This is a genomic window from Curtobacterium citri, assembly GCF_030362955.1.
GTDB classification, from domain to species: domain Bacteria; phylum Actinomycetota; class Actinomycetes; order Actinomycetales; family Microbacteriaceae; genus Curtobacterium; species Curtobacterium citri.
Map to the genome: position 1 here is coordinate 208,094 of NZ_JAUCML010000002.1, position 16,540 is coordinate 224,633.

Annotated in this window: 17 protein-coding genes, 2 tRNA genes and 1 riboswitch; of the genes, 9 read left to right on the plus strand and 10 right to left on the minus strand. The window is 73.6% G+C overall.

What is annotated here, in order from left to right:
- Positions 1-22 precede the first annotated feature (22 nt).
- Positions 23-95 (minus strand) — tRNA-Arg (locus tag QUG92_RS03460).
- Positions 96-272: 177 nt separating this feature from the next.
- On the opposite strand from QUG92_RS03460, the gene QUG92_RS03465 reads away from it, so the two are divergent.
- The 3 genes from QUG92_RS03465 to QUG92_RS03475 are packed head-to-tail and all read left to right on the plus strand — an operon-like array spanning position 273 to position 3,397.
- Positions 273-1,010, plus strand: a complete 738-nt coding sequence (locus tag QUG92_RS03465) for an acylneuraminate cytidylyltransferase family protein (protein WP_289457678.1) — start codon at positions 273-275, stop codon at positions 1,008-1,010.
- Positions 1,011-1,050: 40 nt separating this feature from the next.
- Positions 1,051-1,923, plus strand: a complete 873-nt coding sequence (locus tag QUG92_RS03470; protein ID WP_289457679.1) for an N-acetylneuraminate synthase family protein — start codon at positions 1,051-1,053, stop codon at positions 1,921-1,923.
- Between the two features lie 31 nt (positions 1,924-1,954).
- Positions 1,955-3,397, plus strand: coding sequence for a DUF6716 putative glycosyltransferase (locus QUG92_RS03475; protein ID WP_289457680.1), 1,443 nt, complete (start codon positions 1,955-1,957; stop codon positions 3,395-3,397).
- An 81-nt stretch (positions 3,398-3,478) separates the two neighbouring features.
- Here the strand turns inward: QUG92_RS03475 and QUG92_RS03480 are convergent, their stop codons facing one another.
- Together QUG92_RS03480 and QUG92_RS03485 are read right to left on the minus strand one after the other, a co-directional pair.
- Positions 3,479-3,739, minus strand: coding sequence for a thioredoxin family protein (locus tag QUG92_RS03480; protein ID WP_069711563.1), 261 nt, complete (start codon positions 3,737-3,739; stop codon positions 3,479-3,481).
- 28 nt (positions 3,740-3,767) lie between these two features.
- Positions 3,768-4,058, minus strand: a complete 291-nt coding sequence (locus QUG92_RS03485) for a hypothetical protein (protein WP_069711564.1) — start codon at positions 4,056-4,058, stop codon at positions 3,768-3,770.
- A gap of 85 nt (positions 4,059-4,143) precedes the next feature.
- On the opposite strand from QUG92_RS03485, the gene QUG92_RS03490 reads away from it, so the two are divergent.
- From QUG92_RS03490 to QUG92_RS03510, 5 genes are all read left to right on the plus strand, one after another.
- A complete protein-coding gene (locus QUG92_RS03490) occupies positions 4,144-4,572 on the plus strand; it encodes a MarR family winged helix-turn-helix transcriptional regulator (RefSeq protein ID WP_289457681.1) in 429 nt (142 codons plus the stop codon).
- A complete protein-coding gene (locus tag QUG92_RS03495) occupies positions 4,569-5,807 on the plus strand; it encodes an MFS transporter (RefSeq protein ID WP_289457682.1) in 1,239 nt (412 codons plus the stop codon). The genes QUG92_RS03490 and QUG92_RS03495 overlap by 4 nt, the downstream gene beginning before the upstream one ends.
- 933 nt (positions 5,808-6,740) lie before the next feature.
- The gene (gene orn, locus QUG92_RS03500) at positions 6,741-7,379 is read left to right on the plus strand and encodes an oligoribonuclease (protein WP_182045702.1); all 639 of its coding nucleotides are present in this window, start codon (positions 6,741-6,743) and stop codon (positions 7,377-7,379) included.
- A gap of 75 nt (positions 7,380-7,454) precedes the next feature.
- Positions 7,455-7,530, plus strand: a tRNA-His gene (locus QUG92_RS03505).
- A 74-nt stretch (positions 7,531-7,604) separates the two neighbouring features.
- The gene (locus QUG92_RS03510) at positions 7,605-7,949 is read left to right on the plus strand and encodes a metallopeptidase family protein (RefSeq protein ID WP_289457904.1); all 345 of its coding nucleotides are present in this window, start codon (positions 7,605-7,607) and stop codon (positions 7,947-7,949) included.
- 36 nt (positions 7,950-7,985) lie between these two features.
- Here the strand turns inward: QUG92_RS03510 and QUG92_RS03515 are convergent, their stop codons facing one another.
- Both QUG92_RS03515 and QUG92_RS03520 read right to left on the minus strand, forming a co-directional pair.
- A complete protein-coding gene (locus QUG92_RS03515) occupies positions 7,986-9,314 on the minus strand; it encodes an acyl-CoA dehydrogenase family protein (RefSeq protein ID WP_289457683.1) in 1,329 nt (442 codons plus the stop codon).
- Positions 9,311-10,738: an LLM class flavin-dependent oxidoreductase gene (locus QUG92_RS03520; RefSeq protein WP_289457684.1), complete on the minus strand. Its 1,428-nt coding sequence runs from the start codon at positions 10,736-10,738 to the stop codon at positions 9,311-9,313. Before QUG92_RS03520 ends, QUG92_RS03515 begins: the two co-directional genes overlap by 4 nt.
- A gap of 102 nt (positions 10,739-10,840) precedes the next feature.
- Here QUG92_RS03520 and QUG92_RS03525 point away from each other — a divergent pair, with 102 nt between their 5' ends.
- Positions 10,841-12,217: an MFS transporter gene (locus QUG92_RS03525; RefSeq protein ID WP_289457685.1), complete on the plus strand. Its 1,377-nt coding sequence runs from the start codon at positions 10,841-10,843 to the stop codon at positions 12,215-12,217.
- A 79-nt stretch (positions 12,218-12,296) separates the two neighbouring features.
- Here the strand turns inward: QUG92_RS03525 and QUG92_RS03530 are convergent, their stop codons facing one another.
- The 5 genes from QUG92_RS03530 to QUG92_RS03550 form a co-directional block, all read right to left on the minus strand.
- Positions 12,297-12,830: a nucleoside/nucleotide kinase family protein gene (locus tag QUG92_RS03530; protein ID WP_289457686.1), complete on the minus strand. Its 534-nt coding sequence runs from the start codon at positions 12,828-12,830 to the stop codon at positions 12,297-12,299.
- Positions 12,823-13,629: an energy-coupling factor transporter transmembrane component T family protein gene (locus QUG92_RS03535; protein ID WP_069711571.1), complete on the minus strand. Its 807-nt coding sequence runs from the start codon at positions 13,627-13,629 to the stop codon at positions 12,823-12,825. Before QUG92_RS03535 ends, QUG92_RS03530 begins: the two co-directional genes overlap by 8 nt.
- A complete protein-coding gene (locus QUG92_RS03540; RefSeq protein ID WP_289457687.1) occupies positions 13,626-15,365 on the minus strand; it encodes an ABC transporter ATP-binding protein in 1,740 nt (579 codons plus the stop codon). Before QUG92_RS03540 ends, QUG92_RS03535 begins: the two co-directional genes overlap by 4 nt.
- Entirely contained in the window at positions 15,362-16,018 is a 657-nt protein-coding gene (locus tag QUG92_RS03545) for an ECF transporter S component (protein ID WP_182045817.1), read from the minus strand. Before QUG92_RS03545 ends, QUG92_RS03540 begins: the two co-directional genes overlap by 4 nt.
- A riboswitch (TPP riboswitch) is annotated at positions 16,014-16,125 on the minus strand. It overlaps the preceding gene by 5 nt.
- Before the next feature lie 94 nt (positions 16,126-16,219).
- Entirely contained in the window at positions 16,220-16,540 is a 321-nt protein-coding gene (locus QUG92_RS03550; RefSeq protein ID WP_289457688.1) for a hypothetical protein, read from the minus strand.

The window sequence follows — 16,540 nt, forward strand, 5'->3', positions numbered from 1 at the left end:
ATGGCGGCCTCGTCCGTTCCGGTGCCCCCGGCAGGAATCGAACCCGCGGCACGGTGGGTAGAAACCACCTGCTCTATCCACTGAGCTACGGAGGCCGGCGGCGACGATCCTACCGCCGTCGGTCGCCGAGGGACCGCACGGAGGACGCGTGCTCGGGTCCTCCGGTCGGGAACGCGCAGGGGCGCGACCGGAGGACCTGCGTCGCGGAAGGTTCGGCACGCGTCTTCCTGCAGTTCGTCTCAGGGTCACCGCCCCTCCGTACGGTCCCGGTCATGCGCTCCTCCGGATCCGTCGTGGCGATCATCCCGGCACGGGCCGGGTCCAAGGGCATCCCGGGCAAGAACCTCCGCACAGTCGGCGGCCGCTCCCTCGTGCGCCGCGCGGTCGATGCGGCCCGGGCCGCTGAGGCGATCGACGCCGTGGTCGTCTCCACCGACGGCGACGCGATCGCGGCTGCGGCAGCAGACGCCGGTGCGACCGTGGTCCGGCGTCCGACGGAGCTCGCCGGCGACGAGGCCTCGTCGGAGTCCGCCCTGCTGCACGCGCTCGACGTCCTCGGGACGGACGGCACCGCACCCGACGTGGTCGTCTTCCTGCAGGCGACCTCGCCGTTCGTGGACCCGGCCGACCTGGACCGTGCGGTCGACCGCGTGCGGTCCGGCGCCGCGGACGTCGTGTTCGCCGCGACCCCGTCGCACGCGTTCCTGTGGCGGGCGGCTGCTGACGGCAGTGCGGTCGCGGTCAACCACGACGCCGCCACCCGACCGCGTCGGCAGGACCGTGAGCCGGAGTACCGCGAGACGGGCGCCTTCACCGTCTTCCGTGCGGATGCGTTTCGGCAGCACCGGCACCGCTTCCACGGACGGGTCGAGTTCGTGGTCGTCGACCCCGCGCTCGCCGTCGACGTCGACGACCTCGCCGACCTCGCCCACGCCGACGCCCTCGCCGCCCGCGCCCACGCGGACGCCCTCGCCGCCCGCGCCCACGCCGTCACCGTCGCCGCCCACTGACCGAGCACCGCCCACACACCCCGACCGCGAACGGAGCACCATGACCGTCACCATCGGCACGTCGACCATCGGCGCCGACCACCCCGCCTACCTGATCGGCGAGATCGGCCTCAACCACAACGGCGACGTCGACATCGCGAAGCGCCTCGTCGACGTCGCGGCCGACGCCGGCCTGCAGGCGGTCAAGTTCCAGAAGCGCACGCCGGAGATCTCGACGCCGGAGCACATGAAGGCCACCCCGCGGAGCACCCCCTGGGGTGAGATGACCTACCTGGAGTACCGACACCGCGTCGAGTTCGACCGCGAGCAGTACATCGAGATCGGCGACCACGCCACGCTCCGCGGCCTCGACTGGTTCGCGTCGCCGTGGGACGAGCCGAGCGTCGACTTCCTCGAGGACCTGAACGTCGTCGCGTACAAGATCGCCTCAGCGTCGGTGACCGACCTCGGGCTGCTCGCCGCCGTCGCCGCGACGGGCAAGCCGGTGATCCTGTCGACGGGCATGTCCACCCTCGAGCAGATCGACCGCGCCGTCGACACCCTCGGTACCGGCCGACTCGTGCTCATGCACGCCACGTCGACGTACCCGCTGCCCGCCGAGGAGGCCAACCTCCGCATGATCGACACGCTCGCGCTCCGCTACGCGGGCGTGCCGGTCGGGTACTCGGGCCACGAGCCCGGGCTCCAGATCTCGCTCGCCGCCGTCGCGCTGGGTGCCTCGGCCGTCGAGCGGCACATCACCCTCGACCGCACCATGTGGGGCTCGGACCACGCCGCCTCGCTCGAGCCGCAGGGTCTCCGGACGCTGGTGCGCGACGTCCGGATCATCGAGACCGCCCTCGGGGACGGCGTCAAGCGCGTGTTCCCCGGCGAGCGCGCGCCGATGGCCAAGCTGCGCCGCGTCGGCGCCTGACCGGGTGGGGTCCACCGAGCACGCGGGTCCGGTGCGCGACGGACGGCGCGAGCCGACGGACGGACGGGAGGCGCGCCTCCCGTCCGGCACCCCGCCGCGCGTCCGTCGCGTGGTCGGCCTGGTCGACACGGACTCGTTCGCGAAGTGGGGCGCGCACCTGCTCGCCGCGGCACCGGCGCACTGGCGGCTCGAGCTCGTGGTCGTCGCGACGCCCCGGTCCGCGAGCCGCGCACAGCTCGGGGCGGCGTTCGGCGGTCTCGACGCACGGCTCGCCCACCTCGCGACCGCGCCGCCGGAACCGATCGAGGTGGACGCGATCGTCCGTGGGCTGCAGGAGGACCCGCCGGACGCCGCGCTCGTCGCGTGCATCGGTCCGGTCGCCGAACTCGTGATCGACGAGGTGTCGCGTCGTGTCCCGCACCGCCCGGTCCTCGTCACCGGACTCCCCGGCATCTCCTTCCCGGCCAAGTGGAAGGGCGTGTTCTTCCGCGCGCGCGCCGACCTCTTCGTGCTGCACAGCCACCGCGAGGTCCGCGCGTACCGCGAGCTCGCGCGAGCGGGCGGGATCGAACCGCACTTCGCCCTCGCCACGTTGCCCTTCGCCCGCTCGCGGACGGGGCGGGGCGCGACGGACGCCGTCGACCGCTCGCCGCGCCCGCCGAGCGCCGAGGACCACCCCCGCGACGCCGTCGTGTTCGCGGCGCAGCCGAGCGTGCCCGCCGACGAGCACGACCGGCGCCGCATCGTCGACCGGCTCGTCGAGACCGCACGGCAGCACCCGGAGTGGCGGGTCGTCGTGAAGGTCCGCGCGGCGGCGGGCGAGCACCAGACGCACCGCGAGCAGTACCCCTACCCCGACCTCGTGCCGGCGGACGCTCCGCCGAACCTCGTGGTCGCCGGCGGGTCCATGGCGCAGCACCTCGACCGGGCGGTGGCGCTCGTGACGGTGAGCTCGACCGCCGTGCTCGAGGCCGTGGCGCGGGGTGTGCCGGCACTCACCCTGACCGACTTCGGGATAGCCCGCTCGCTCATCAACGAGGTCTTCGTGGACAGCGGCCTCGAGGGCGACACCACCGACCTCGTCGAGGGACGCTTCGGCACCGTCCGCCCGGAGTGGATGCACGACAACCACTTCCACCCGGCGGCCGACGACGACTGGGCCGAACGGACGGAGGCGCTCATGCGGCTCCGCGACGCGGGAGCACTGGTCGACCGGCCGGCTGCGCGACGGAGCCGCGGCGGGACGCTCCGCCGCGCGTGGGAGCGGAAGAACGCCCTCGGGTCGGCGGACCGCTCGGTGCTCGGGGCGCTCGCGCTCGGGCTCGGCACGCCGGTCCGGACGGCCAAGCGGATCGTGCGGCGGCTCCGGAGGATCGTGCGCCCTGTCCCGACGACGGCCGAGCCGGTCGGTGCTCCGCGGTCGCAGCGGGACGGCGAGCCGGTGGCCGTCGTCGGGGCGCGACCACGGGGCTGAGCCGGCCGCCCGCGGACCGGACGCGGGCAACGGAGGTGTGACGCGCCTCCCGGCCGGACGCCGTCAGCGGCAGCGTCGGTGTCAGAGCGCCTTGGCGACCGCCAGCAGCAGCTGATCCCGCGAGGGGACACCGGGCGAACGGAAGACCTCGGTCCCGTCGTCCCGCCGCACGATGATCGTAGGGGTCGAACGGAGACCGAGGTCCTCTGCGGTGTCGGGGTGTGCCGCCACGTCGCGCTCGGTGACCCGTAGCCCCGGGACGAGCGCCGCCACGTCACCGGTCACGCGGCGGGCGGCCGCGCACGGGGCGCAGAAGGCGGAGGTCCAGAGATCGAGTCGCACGGCTCGTGCAACGCGGGCGGCGTCGGGTCTACTCCCGGTCGAACCCGCCGCTGCGGTCGCCGCGGTCCTGCAGGTCGTCGACCGGGTCGGAGTCGGCGGCGTCGTACTCGTACTCGACCGAGGTCTGGTCGAGCACCTGGCGGGACTTGGTGGCCTTGTAGGTGAAGGCCGTCTGGAGGCCCTCGACGTCCGCGTACACCGTGACCTCGTCGTCGACCGCGTCGCCGGTGGCGGTGCGGGTGTCGGTCGTGCCGTCGAAGGGACCGCCGTGGAAGATCGCGGTGTACTCGTCGCCCTCGGAGATGGTGATGTCGCTCATGCTTCCCTTCTACCAGGACACCCCTGTTGACGGATGCATAGCCTTGCTATACAGTTCCGGAGTGGAATCAACAAGGGCACAGACGGTGGAGACGCTCCTCGTCTCCGTCAACCGGCTGATCCGCGCCGCCGCACGAGCCACCGGCAACCCGACCTCGGCCGCCGTGTGGCGGACCCTCGGGATCCTCGAGACCGAGCAGCCGCTCCGCCTCGGCGAGCTCGCCGCCGCCTCGCGCGTTGCGCAGCCCACCATGACCAAGCTCGTCGCCGGCATGCTCGTCGACGGCCTGGTCTCGCGCAGCGTCGACCCGGACGACTCCCGCGGCCAGCTCATCGAGCTCACCGACACCGGGCGCGACCGGCTCCGCACCTGGCGCGCCACCATCACCGAGACGGTCGGGCCGGTCTTCGCCGACCTCGGCGACGACGAGTGGGACGTGCTGCACCGCGCAGCCGCCATCGTCGCCGCACGCACGCCCGCCACGACCACCACCAGAACGGAGATCCCCGCGTGAACGCCCACGCACCCGCTGCATCCGGCAGCATCCTCAAGCAGTCGTCCGCGGTGTGGGCGATCGCATTCGCCTGCGTCGTCGCCTTCATGGGCATCGGCCTCGTCGACCCGATCCTGCCCGCGATCGCGTCCTCGTTGCACGCGACCGCTGCGCAGACCGAGCTGCTCTTCACGAGCTACCTCGCGGTCACGGGCGTCGCCATGTTCTTCACCAGCTGGGTGTCGAGCCGCATCGGCGCGAAGAACACGCTGCTCATCGGACTCGCGCTCATCGTCGTCTTCTCGGTGCTCGCCGCGACCTCCGGCAGCGTCTGGAACATCATCGGCTTCCGCGCCGGCTGGGGCCTCGGCAACGCGCTCTTCATCTCCACCGCGCTCGCGACGATCGTGGGTGCGGCCTCGGGCGGCACCGCGTCGGCGATCATCCTCTACGAGGCGGCCCTCGGCCTCGGCATCGCCGTCGGCCCGCTCGTCGGCGGCCTGCTCGGCTCGGTGAGCTGGCGCGGCCCGTTCTTCGGCGTCACCACCCTCATGGCGATCGCGTTCATCGCGGTCGTGGTGCTCCTGAAGTCGTCCGGGCTCGAGAAGCCGACGCCCACGAAGCTCTCGGCGCCGTTCCGGGCGCTCGGACAGCCGGCGCTCGCGGCCCTCGCCGTCACCGCGCTCTTCTACAACATCGGCTTCTTCGTGCTGCTCGCCTACACGCCGTTCCCGCTCGGGTTCGGGGCGCTCGGCATCGGCTTCACCTTCTTCGGCTGGGGCGTCGGACTCGCGATCACCTCGGTGTGGGTCGCGCCGGCCCTGACCGCCCGGATGCGCCGGACGACCGTGCTGAAGATCGCCCTGCCGCTGCTCGCCCTCGACCTGTTCGCCGCCGCGGTCGTCGTGACGTCGCAGGTCGGACTGATCGTCTGCGTGGTCATCGGCGGGCTCGTGCTCGGTGTCCTCAACACCGTGCTCACCGAGTGCGTCATGGAGGCGACGGACCTCCCCCGCTCCGTGGCGTCGAGCGCGTACTCGGCCGTGCGGTTCATCGGCGGTGCGATCGCCCCGCCCGTGGCGACCCTGCTGGCGGACGCCTACTCCCCCTCGGCGGCGTACGTCTTCGCCGGGGTGTCGGTGGCCGTGGCGTTCGTGGTCGTGGTCGTGACGACGCGGGTGCTCCGACGTGTGGACGACGGGGCGGAGCCCGAGCGGGTCGAGGCCGAGGCGATCTCGGCGGGCGAGATGGTCTGAGGCGCCCGCGGGCGCGCGCTCGCGCGTGCGGTCGACGTGGGCTGGCGGTGTGGGCGGCGTGGGCGGAGACGCTGCTGGGTGAGCTGCGGCCTTCCACGAACGGGCGGAACCGGTGGTCGGACCGAAGGTCCGGCGGTCGGTTCCGCCCGTTCGTCGTTCGGGTGCGTCCCGTGGCGGCGTGCTCGCGCGCCCGGGGCGAGGGGCTCGGCCCCGAGCCGTCGGGGCGCGAGCGGGTGGAAGCTGCTGGTCGCGGTCGTGACGCACACTGCTTCCGCCCGCTCGCGAGGTCGAGGTGACCGGCTGGCGGGGGCGGGACGACGACGAGGGTGGGGCGAGCCTCCCGACAGGGTCCGCGACTGCCCGTTCCGGTCGTCGGTGGCCGCTCCACCTGGGTGTGCTCGGCCGGACCGGGTGCGCGCGGCCGGTCCGCGTGCGCCAGCGGAACGCGAGCGGGCGGGAACGGCGACTCTCGGTCGTGACGCGCGCCGCTTCCGCCCGCTCGCGTCCTGGGCGGGGTCGGGGTGGACGGCCGGCCGCTGCCGCGGACCCTCACCCTCCTGCGAGCGGGCGGAAGCCGTCTGCGGGCGGCTCTTCCAGAGCAAGTCTCGCCCGCTCGCGGGTTCCGCCCGGGCGGACGGGAGGCACGGGTCACCTACCGGGCCGCCTGCTGCACGAGCGGGCGGATCGTGCTGCCGAGAGGGTCCGGGCGGAAGCATTCCGCCCGCTCGCGGGTTCCGGGCGGTCGGACGGGAGGCGCGGGTCGCCCACCGGGAACGCCCGCTGCACGAGCAGGCAGATCCCGCCGCCTGGCCGGCCCGGGCGAGCGGGTTCCGCCCGCTCGCGGGACCCGCGTGCACGCCGGCAGCGGCGCACCCTCCACAGCACGGCAGTCCGGCACCGGGAGCGTCACCGGCGCGGAATAGGATCGAGGGCATGGCAACTGCGAACGACCGCCTCGTCTGGATCGACTGCGAGATGACCGGCCTCGACGTCGAGGTCGACCAACTCGTCGAGGTGGCCGTCGTCATCACCGACTTCGACCTGGTCCCCGTGCACGCCGGCTTCGACATCGTCATCAAGCCCGACCAGTCGGCGCTCGACAACATGAACGAGTTCGTGACGAACATGCACACGACCTCGGGGCTCATCGAGGAGATCCCGGACGGGGTCTCCCTCGCCGACGCCGAGTACCAGGTGCTCGAGTACATCCTCCAGCACGTCCCTGCCGAGGGCAGCGCACCCCTGGCGGGCAACACCATCGGCACCGACCGGGCGTTCCTGGCGAAGTACATGCCGCGCGTCGACGGGCACCTGCACTACCGCAGCGTGGACGTGTCGAGCATCAAGGAGCTGTGCCGCCGTTGGTTCCCGCGCGTGTACTTCAACGCGCCGGAGAAGCACGGCGGGCACCGAGCCCTCGCGGACATCCTCGAGTCGATCCGCGAGCTCGAGTACTACCGCCGTGCCGGCTTCGTCGCGGAGCCCGGGCCGACCACCGAGGACGTGCGCGCCGTCGCCGCCGAGGTCGTCGAGCGGTGGGAACCGCGACTCGCCCAGCCCGCGACGGAGTGACGACACGCCTGTTCGGCGGGACCTCCGGCGTGTACTACTATTGAGTGGTCGCGCCGGTCCGCCGGTTCGAACATGGTGGATATAGCTCAGTTGGTAGAGCGCCTGGTTGTGGTCTAGGAGGTCGCGGGTTCGAGACCCGTTATTCACCCCAGTACGTGAAGGCCCCGTCCGTTCGGACGGGGCCTTCGTCGTCCTCCGATCTCGGTGTGCCACGATCGGATCGTGATGGAGATGTCCGCCGACGCGTTCGAGCAGCTCGTGACCGACGAGCTCGACCGGCTGCCCGACGAGATGGTCAACGGGCTCGACAACGTCGTGTTCGTCGTCGAGGACGAACCCGAGGACGGCTCCGACCTGTTCGGCATCTACGACGGGGTCGCGGCGACCGAACGCGGGCAGTACGGCTTCGGCGAGCTGCCGGACCGGATCGTCGTGTTCCGCAAGCAGCACCTCGCGGAGTGCGACACCCTGGACGAGCTGCGGGACGAGGTGCACACCACCCTCGTCCACGAGATCGGGCACTTCTACGGCATCGACGACGAGCGCCTGCACGAGCTCGGCTGGGCGTAGGGCGGACAGGACAGAGCACGGCGCCGCGACGAGCGCTCAGAACCGCGTCGGCCCCACCTCGTGGTACCGCTCCCACGCGTCCACCGGCCCCCGCCCGTGCAGCACGTACTCCCCCACGAGCCGCTCCTTGTAGACGGCCGGGTTGTGCGACGCCACCACCCGGGCGTTCCGCCAGTGCCGGTCGAGCGCCCGTGTCCGGTCCGCCGCCGAGGCCCCACCGACCTCGAACAACTCCGACGCCGACCGCAGCACGCGCGGCCCGATCTCGACCTGCGCCTGGTACACGGCGTTCTCGGCAGCGTCGAGCAGCGCGTGGTCGACGCCGACCCCGGGCTCGTTCGTCGCCACCACCTCGTCGAGCAGCCCCGCCGCCGCCGCGACGAGCGACCGCGCCGTGAAGGCTCCCGCCGACAGCCGTCCGAGGACCGCCAGCACCTGCGGGTCGTCGCCCGGGGTCGCCGCGTTCGCGTGGATGTACGTGCGGGTGCGCGGCCGGACGAACGCCACGGCGTCGTCGACGACCGCCTGCCCGATCCCGGCGAGGACCGCCAGCAGGTACAGCTGGTAGAAGGCCTGGATGTGCGACAGCGGGGCGTCCCGGTACGCCGAGACCACCGTCGGGTCGACCGCGACGCCGTCGAAGACCGTCGTCCCCGAGGCGGTGAGCCGCTGCCCGAACCCGTCCCAGTCGTCGATGCCGGTCACGCCCGGCGCGTCCGTGGGCACCGCGAAGGTCACGCGCTCGCCGTCGCGGTCCGCCGCCAGGTAGATCCAGTCGGCGTAGAGGGTGCCTGTCGAGTAGAACTTCCGCCCGTGGAGCCGCCACGTGCCCGAGTCGTCGGGGGCGACGGTCGTCGAGATGTCCGCGAGCGTCGTGCCGGTCCGCTCCGAGGTCGCGTTCCCCACGATCGCCCCGTCGACGATCCGCTGCAGCCACTCGTCACGGGCGGGCGAATCCGGTCGCAGGAGCACGAGCTCGGTGTACCCGAAGTGCCCCCGCCACAGGTGTGCGATGTTCGAGTCCGCCGCAGCGAGGTCCGCCACGAGGTGCACCAGCTCGACGAGCGTCACACCGAACCCACCGCGGTCCTCGGGGACGCGCAACCGCCCGAAGCCCGCCTCAGCCAGCGCCCGCACCTCGGTGTGCGGCAGCTCGCGCTCGCCCGGTGTGCCCGACGCGAGTTCGCGGTCGACGGCACCCGCCCGGATCCGCTCGACGATCGGCGCGAACCGCTCCCGCAGGGACGTCAGGCGATCGGCCTGGGCCCCCGCCGCCGGTCCCGGATCGACGCGCCAGCGGCGATCCGGCCGTGTCGGTGGGGAGAGGCGCGGCCCGCCCCCGGCGGTCGTCGTCGCGTCCGTCATGCGGTCACCTCCACGGCGTCGCGCGCCTCGTCCGCACCGGTGCCGCCCGCACCGCCGGAGAACACGCCCCGCCAGCGCCGGGCCGGGTGCGAGTCGGTCAGCTGCGGGTGCCCGAAGAGCTTCTCGCGGAGGGTGCCCTCCCGGTACTCGGACTGCATGAGCCCCCGCTCCTGCAGGGTCGGCGCGATGTCGTCGACGAACTCCTCGTACGACCCGGGCAGCGTCCAGTTGATGACGTTCACCCCGTCGACCCCGACCCGTTGCCATGCAGCGAGCTCGTCGGCGATCTGCTCGGGCGTCCCGACCACCCGGGCGCGGAGCTTCGCGGACAGCCGGGCGAGGTCGGCGATGGTCGGCTCACGGTCGCCGGCGGCCTCGCGGAGCCACTGCAGGTGCGACTGCCCGGCCTGCGTGCGGACCTCGGACAGCGGCGTCGCCGGGTCGAGCGGTTCGCCGGTGTCCGGGTCGAAGCCGAGGTTCGAGTGCACGAGGAAGCCGTCTGCCGCGAGGTACTCGTCGATCTCCGCCTCCTTCGCCTTCGCCTCGGCCTCGGTGGACCCGGTGACGAAGGTCAGGCCGAGGAAGAACGCGAGGTCGTCGCGGCGTCTGCCGGCCGCGACGGCGAGGTCGCGGGTCTCGCGGATCAGCTGTTCGGTGGCGTCGCGGTTCGAGGTGAGGATGAACTGCGCCTCGGCGTTCCGCGCGGCGAAGGCCCGCCCGGCCGGCGACGACCCCGCCTGGAACAGGACGGGCGTCCGCTGGGGCGAGGGCGCGGACAGGTGCGGCCCCTGCACGTCGTACCGCTTCCCGTGGTGGTCGATGCGGTGCACCTTCTCGGGGTCGGCGTAGCCGCGCACCGGGTCCTTCAGCACGGCGCCGTCCTCCCACGACCCCTCCCACAGCTTCGCGCAGACCTCGAGGTACTCCTCGGCCCAGGCGTAGCGCTCGTCGTGCTCCTCGAGCCGGTCGGCACCGAAGTTCCGGGCCGCGCTGTCGAGGGCGCTCGTGACGACGTTCCAGCCGATGCGGCCGCGGGTGATGTGGTCGAGCGTCGAGACCTTGCGGGCGAAGTCGAACGGGTGCGCCTGGATGACGCTCGACGTGAACGCGAGCCCGAGGTGCTCCGTGGACACGGCGAGCGCGGAGAGCAGCACCGACGGGTCGTTCGAGGGGATCTGCAGGCCCTCGCGGAGGTTCGTCGCGTAGTCGCCGCGGGCGGGGCCGTACGTGCCGACGACGTCCGCGAAGAACATCGCGTCGAACTTCCCGCGCTCGAGCGTCCTCGCGAGGTCGGTCCACAGCGTGACGTCGTCGAAGTCGGCCTGACGGGCGTCCGGATGCCGCCACAGGCCGTGCTGGATGTGCGACGTCGTGTTCATGACGAAGGCCGCGAAGCGCAGCGGACGGGTCGGTGCATCGCTCATGCGTCCCATGGTGTCCGGGAGCGGCCGGTCGGAGACAGTGACGTGACCTCGCGTTACGGGCGGTCTTCCGACGCGGCCGGGCGGCGACCATGCTCCTGAGGCATGCCGACCCAGACGACCGCAGCCGCGCCTCCCGTCCGTCCCACCGCACCGTCCACCAACGCGACACGGCGTCGTGTCGCACTCGCGTCGTTCGTCGGGACCACCGTCGAGTACTACGACTTCTACCTCTACGCGACGGCTTCCGCGCTCGTGTTCGCGCCGACGTTCTTCCCCTCCGTCACGCCCGCGGTCGGTGTGATCGCGTCGTTCGCGACGTACGGTGTCGGCTTCGTCGCGCGGCCGCTCGGTGGCATCGTCGCGGGGCACCTCGGCGACCGGATCGGCCGCAAGAAGCTGCTCGTCGCGTCGCTGGTGCTGATGGGCATCGCGTCGACGCTCATCGGGGTGATCCCGTCCGCGGCGACGATCGGCCTCGGCGCGGTCGTCGCGCTCGTGGTGCTGCGACTGCTGCAGGGCATCGCGGCCGGCGCGGAGTGGGGCGGGTCGGCGCTGCTGTCGGTCGAGCACGCTCCGGAGCGGCACCGCGGGCTGTTCGGGGCGTTCACGCAGATGGGTTCGGCCGGTGGGATGCTCCTGGCGACCGGGGTCTTCACGCTCGTGCGGACGCTGCTCGGCAACGAGGCGTTCCTGGCCTGGGGCTGGCGGCTGCCGTTCCTGTTCTCGGCCGTGATCGTGGCGGTCGGCCTCGTCATCCGGCTCGGGGTGCAGGACGCACCGGTGTTCCAGGAGCTGCGCGCATCGGGGCAGGTCGAGCGGTACCCGGTGTGGCAGGCGATCCGACGGCACCCGCGGGCGATCCTCGTCACCGCGGGGCTGCGGCTGGCGCAACCGGCGCTCTACTCGATCCTGACGACCTACTCGCTCACGTACCTGCTGGCGAAGCGCGGCGAGGAGGGGTCGGCGGCGGGGCTGCAGGCCGTGCTCGTCGTCTCGGCGGTGTCGCTCGTGTCGACGCCGTTCTGGGGCTGGCTGTCCGACCGGGTCGGGCGGCGGGTGCTGGCGATCTCGTCGGCGGTCGGGATCGGTGTGCTCGTCTGGCCGTTCTTCGCGTTCCTCGACGCCGGGCCCCTCGTGCTGCTGCCGCTCGTCGCGCTGGTCGGGATGTGCGTCTTCCACGACAGCATCTACGGTCCGCAGGCCGCGTGGTTCGCCGAGCAGTTCCCGACCGGTCGTCGCTACTCGGGGATGAGCCTCGGGTACCAGATCGGGTCGATCTTCTCGGTCGGGCTGACGCCGTTGCTCGCGGCCGTGTTCGTCGAGGCGGGCGGGGGCTCGCCGTGGATCCTCTGCGCCTACGTCGGGGTGTACGCGGTGCTCTCGATCGTGGCCGCCGTCGCCGCGGTGGACCCGGTGGCGGCCGCGCGGCGGGCCGAGCGGGGGGCGCAGCGGGTGGGCGTCGCCCGAGACTCGCGCTGACGGACGTTCCTCGGGCTCGTGACCACGAGGGATGTCCGCCGAGCCGAGGCTCGCGCGCCGCCGCGCCGCCGCGCCGCAGCTACGTCCGGACCACCACGTCCGCGAGCGCGGCCGGGTCCTCGGCGGCGATGAACGCCCGCTCGTGCGCCGCCCACCGCTCCCACTCCCGCGCGAACAGCTCGCCGTCGCGGCCGATCGCCCGGTCCCGCCGGACCACGTCGTCCGCCTCGAGCCACACGCGCAGCGACGCCAGCGGAGCTGAGGCCCGCGAGAGCGCCCCGCAGCCCTCGACCACGAGCGGCACGGACGGGTCCACGGGCACCCAGTCCGCTGGCTCCGACGCGCTCCAGTCCCACCGCCGGTACCCCGAGGGCGCCCCGAGCACGTCGGTGACCACGGCGTCGGCGGCAGCGCGGAGGCCGTCCCACCCCGGGTAGAGGTCGTCGAGGTGCACGACGACCGCGCCGAGCTCCGCGGCCACCGCCGTGCCGAGCGTGGTCTTGCCCGTGCCCGACCGTCCGTCGACGAGCACGACGAGCCGGCGTCCGGACGCGGTCGCCGCACCCGAGGCGGCGGCCAGCCCCTCGACCAGCGCCCGGTCGACGTCAGGCACGCCAGGTCCCCGCCGCGACCGCGACACCGACGGACACGACGCCGATGCCGACGAGCACGGCGACCATGGCCCACTCCGGTCCGGCGAACCGCGCCTGCCGGGCCCACGTGCGACGTCCGGGCGCGCCGAACCCCCGTGACTCCATCGCGACCGCGAGCGTCGTCGCCCGCCGCAGCGCGAGCACGAGCAGGGCGAACGCCATCGAGGCCCCCCGCCGCAGCCGGCCGTGGTCCGCGGTCCCCCGCGCCCGTCGCGCCATCGCCAGCTGGCGCCAGTCCTCGCCGAGGAGCGTCGTCATCCGGACCGCGGCGAGCGCACCGAGCACGAACCGCGCGGGCAGCCGCAGCAGCTGCGCGAGCCCGTCCGCCAGGTCCGTCGGGTCGACCCGGACGAACAGGGCGACCGCTGGCAGCCCGACCGCGAGCACGCGCAGGGCGGTCGCGAGGGCGAGCACCAGCGACCCGTCGGTCACGTGCGCGAACCCGAGGTCGAACCACTCCCGACCCGACGGCCGTCCGTACAGCGCGATGCTCAGCGCGGTCAGCGGCACGGCGACGAGCACCGGGGACGTCCGCAGCAGCAGGGTCCGGACCGGGATGCGCAGCAGCGGCAGGAGCAGCAGTTCGAGCACGAGCGCGACGGCGGCCGACACCACGTCGAGGCTCAGCACGAGGCACAGGCCGAGCGCGAGCACGCCGAGCATCGAGGCGACCGGTTGCACCCCGCGGACGCCGCGTTCCGTGCGGACGGGAGGCGCGGCTCGTCCGGACGCGCCGGCAGCGGTCCCCGGGGCGGTCACCGTGCCACCTCCGTGGCCGGTCCGGACCGCACGTCCGGCGGCGTGTCCGGTGAGCCGGGCGGCACGGCACGGACGCCGTCCGCTGCGAGCACGACCTCGTCGGCGTCGAGCGCCCGGACCAGGTCGCGGTCGTGCGTGACCACGACCACCGCGGTCCCGGCGTCCGCCAGCGCTCCGAGCCGGTCGACCACCGCCTGCCAGGTCGCCCGGTCCTGTCCCGACGTCGGCTCGTCGAGCACGACGACCGGCGGACGCGCGGCGACGACCGTACCGATCGCGAGCCGTCGCTGCTCCCCGCCGGACAGGGTGAAGGGGTTGACGTCGGCGAGGTGCCGGAGCGCGAAGGCGTCGAGCAGCTCCTCCACGCGGGCGTCCACGTCGTCGAGGTCGAGGGTGCGCGGGCCGACGGCGAGCTCCTCGCGGACGGATCGCGCCACGAACTGGTGCGCGGGGTCCTGGAACACCGTGCCGATCCGCCGCGCGAGCTGCCGGCTCGTCCAGCGCACGGGCCGGTCGCCGGCGTCCCCCGTCGGGCCGGCGTCCCCCGACGGGCCAGCGTCCCCCGTCAGGTGCGGCGTCGCGCGGAGGACACCGCCGGCAGGTCGGAGGAGCCCGGCGAGGGTCAGGCCGAGCGTCGACTTGCCGACGCCGTTCGGCCCGGTCACGGCGAGCACCCGACCCGCACGGACGTCGAGGTCGATGCCGCTGCCCACCGGGGGACCACCCGCTCGTCCGAGCACGCCCCCGCGGGCGGTCGCGAGCCCGCGCGCCTCGAGGAGCACCGGGTCGCCGCCGAGCCCGCCCCGCTCGCCCGCGAGTGGGCGGAACGTGCGCGCAGGGGCCGACGGGTCGGGAACGGTTCCACCCGCTCGATCCGCCGACGGGTCGTCCACGAGCGGGCGGGACGTGCGCGCGCCGGTTCGGGAGGACCCCCGCGACGGCTCCGCACCGGGCACCCACACACCCGCCGCCGTCAGCGCGTCGCCGTGCTCCGCGAGCACCGCCGCCGGCAGGCCGTCGGCGACGACCCCGCCGCCGGGTGCGAGCAGCACGAGCCGGTCGACCAGGTCGAGCCAGGTGCCGATCCGGTGCTCCACGACGAGCAGGGTCGCCCCGGTGTCGTCGAGCAGCGCGCGGACGGCGTCGTGCACCTGTCGCACCCCGTCCGGGTCGAGGTTCGCGCAGGGCTCGTCGAGCACGAGCACGCCCGGCCGCATCGCGAGCACCCCCGCGAGCGCCAGGCGCTGCCGCTGGCCGCCGGAGAGCCGGCCGGTGGAGCGGTCGAGCGGCAGGTCGAGGCCGACCACCCGGAGCGCGTGCCGGACGCGGTCCCAGGTCTCCTCGCGCGGCACCCCGGTGTTCTCGCACCCGAAGGCCACGTCGTCGCCGATCCGCGACATGACCGTGTGGGCCTCGGGGTCCTGCATGACGAGGCCGACACGCCCGCGGACCGCGCGGGGGTCGGCGCCGTCGACCAGGACCGAGCCCTGCACGGCAGCGGCGGTGTCGTCGTCGGGGTCCGGCTCGTCGGCGAGGACGGCCGCCACGGCCCGGAGCACCGTCGACTTGCCCGCACCGGACGGGCCCACGACGGCGACCCGCTCCCCCGGCTCGACGACGAGGTCGAGCCCACGGACCGCCCAGGCGTCACGCCCGGCGTACCGCCAGCCCCAGTCAGCGAAGGCGACGCGTGCCGCAGCCGACGACGAGGACGCGGCCGACGACGACACGGTCACGCGGCGGAACGGGGTCCGCGCCTGGTCCGCTCACCGGCGGCGTGCTCGCGACCGGCCGCGAACGAGGACAGCACGCCGGTCGCGGCGAGCGCCCGGACGAGCAGCCACGACCCGACACCGGCGATCACGGCACCCGAGATCACCGCGCACACGACGTAGACCGCCTTGAACGCCGCGTCGAGGCCCGGGTACCAGAGCACGGTGTCGTTGATGCCGAGCGCGAGCCCGGCGGCGGCACCGGCGAGCACGACCACGGGCAGCTTGTACGACCGGTAGAGGAACAGCGCGAGGACGAGCTCGGCGCCGAGCCCCTGCACGAAGCCGGCCTCGAGCGTCAGCCAGCCCCACTGGGTGCCGAGCAGGGCCTCGACCGAGGCGGCGACCATCTCGGCGTAGAGCGCGGCGCCCGGCTTCCGGACCACGATCGCGACGACCGGTCCGGCGAGCAGCCAGACGCCGCCGAACAGCGACTGGGTGCCGGGCAGGACGAGACCCGCGACGGTGCTCAGGGGCTCGTAGCCGAACTCCCAGAGCTTGAAGACGACGCCGATCGCGACGGCGAGCACGCTCGCGACGACGATGTCCACGACACGCCAACGCAGCGAGCGCCGCGGGGTGGTGGACGGGACTGCGGACTGCGTGGTCGCAGACATCATTGCTGACTCCTCCCTGCGCCGGCATGACCCGGATCAGGTTCGACGGTCGGAGCGCCACTCGCTCCCTCTCAGCCCGGCGGTCCCGGACTCCCGTGTGTGTCCCAGCAGTCTAGACGCGGCCACGACCGCGTGACGTGCCCAGGTGACGGACGGGAGGCGCGGTACCAGCCGGCACCGCGCCTCCCGTCCGACCGTCGGTCACTTCTTCAGTGCGCGGACCACCCTCGCGAGGGCCTTGCCGGTCACCCAGATGGTGGGGATGCTGACGGCGAGGAGCGAGATGAGGTTCGGCTCGAACTGCAGGTCCTGGCCCGGGCGGCGCACGTAGGCACCGACGGGGATGGACGCGCCACCGCCGCCGCCGCCGCCGTTCTCGCCGTCGCCGCCGGCACCGAAGCCGTACCAGCCGAGGGAGACCGGGATCAGGGTCTGGTCGCCGACCTCGACCGGCTCCCCGTAGTTCGTGGAGACGCCCACGGGGCGCACCTTGTCTGCGATCTGCTGCACGATGTCTGCCAT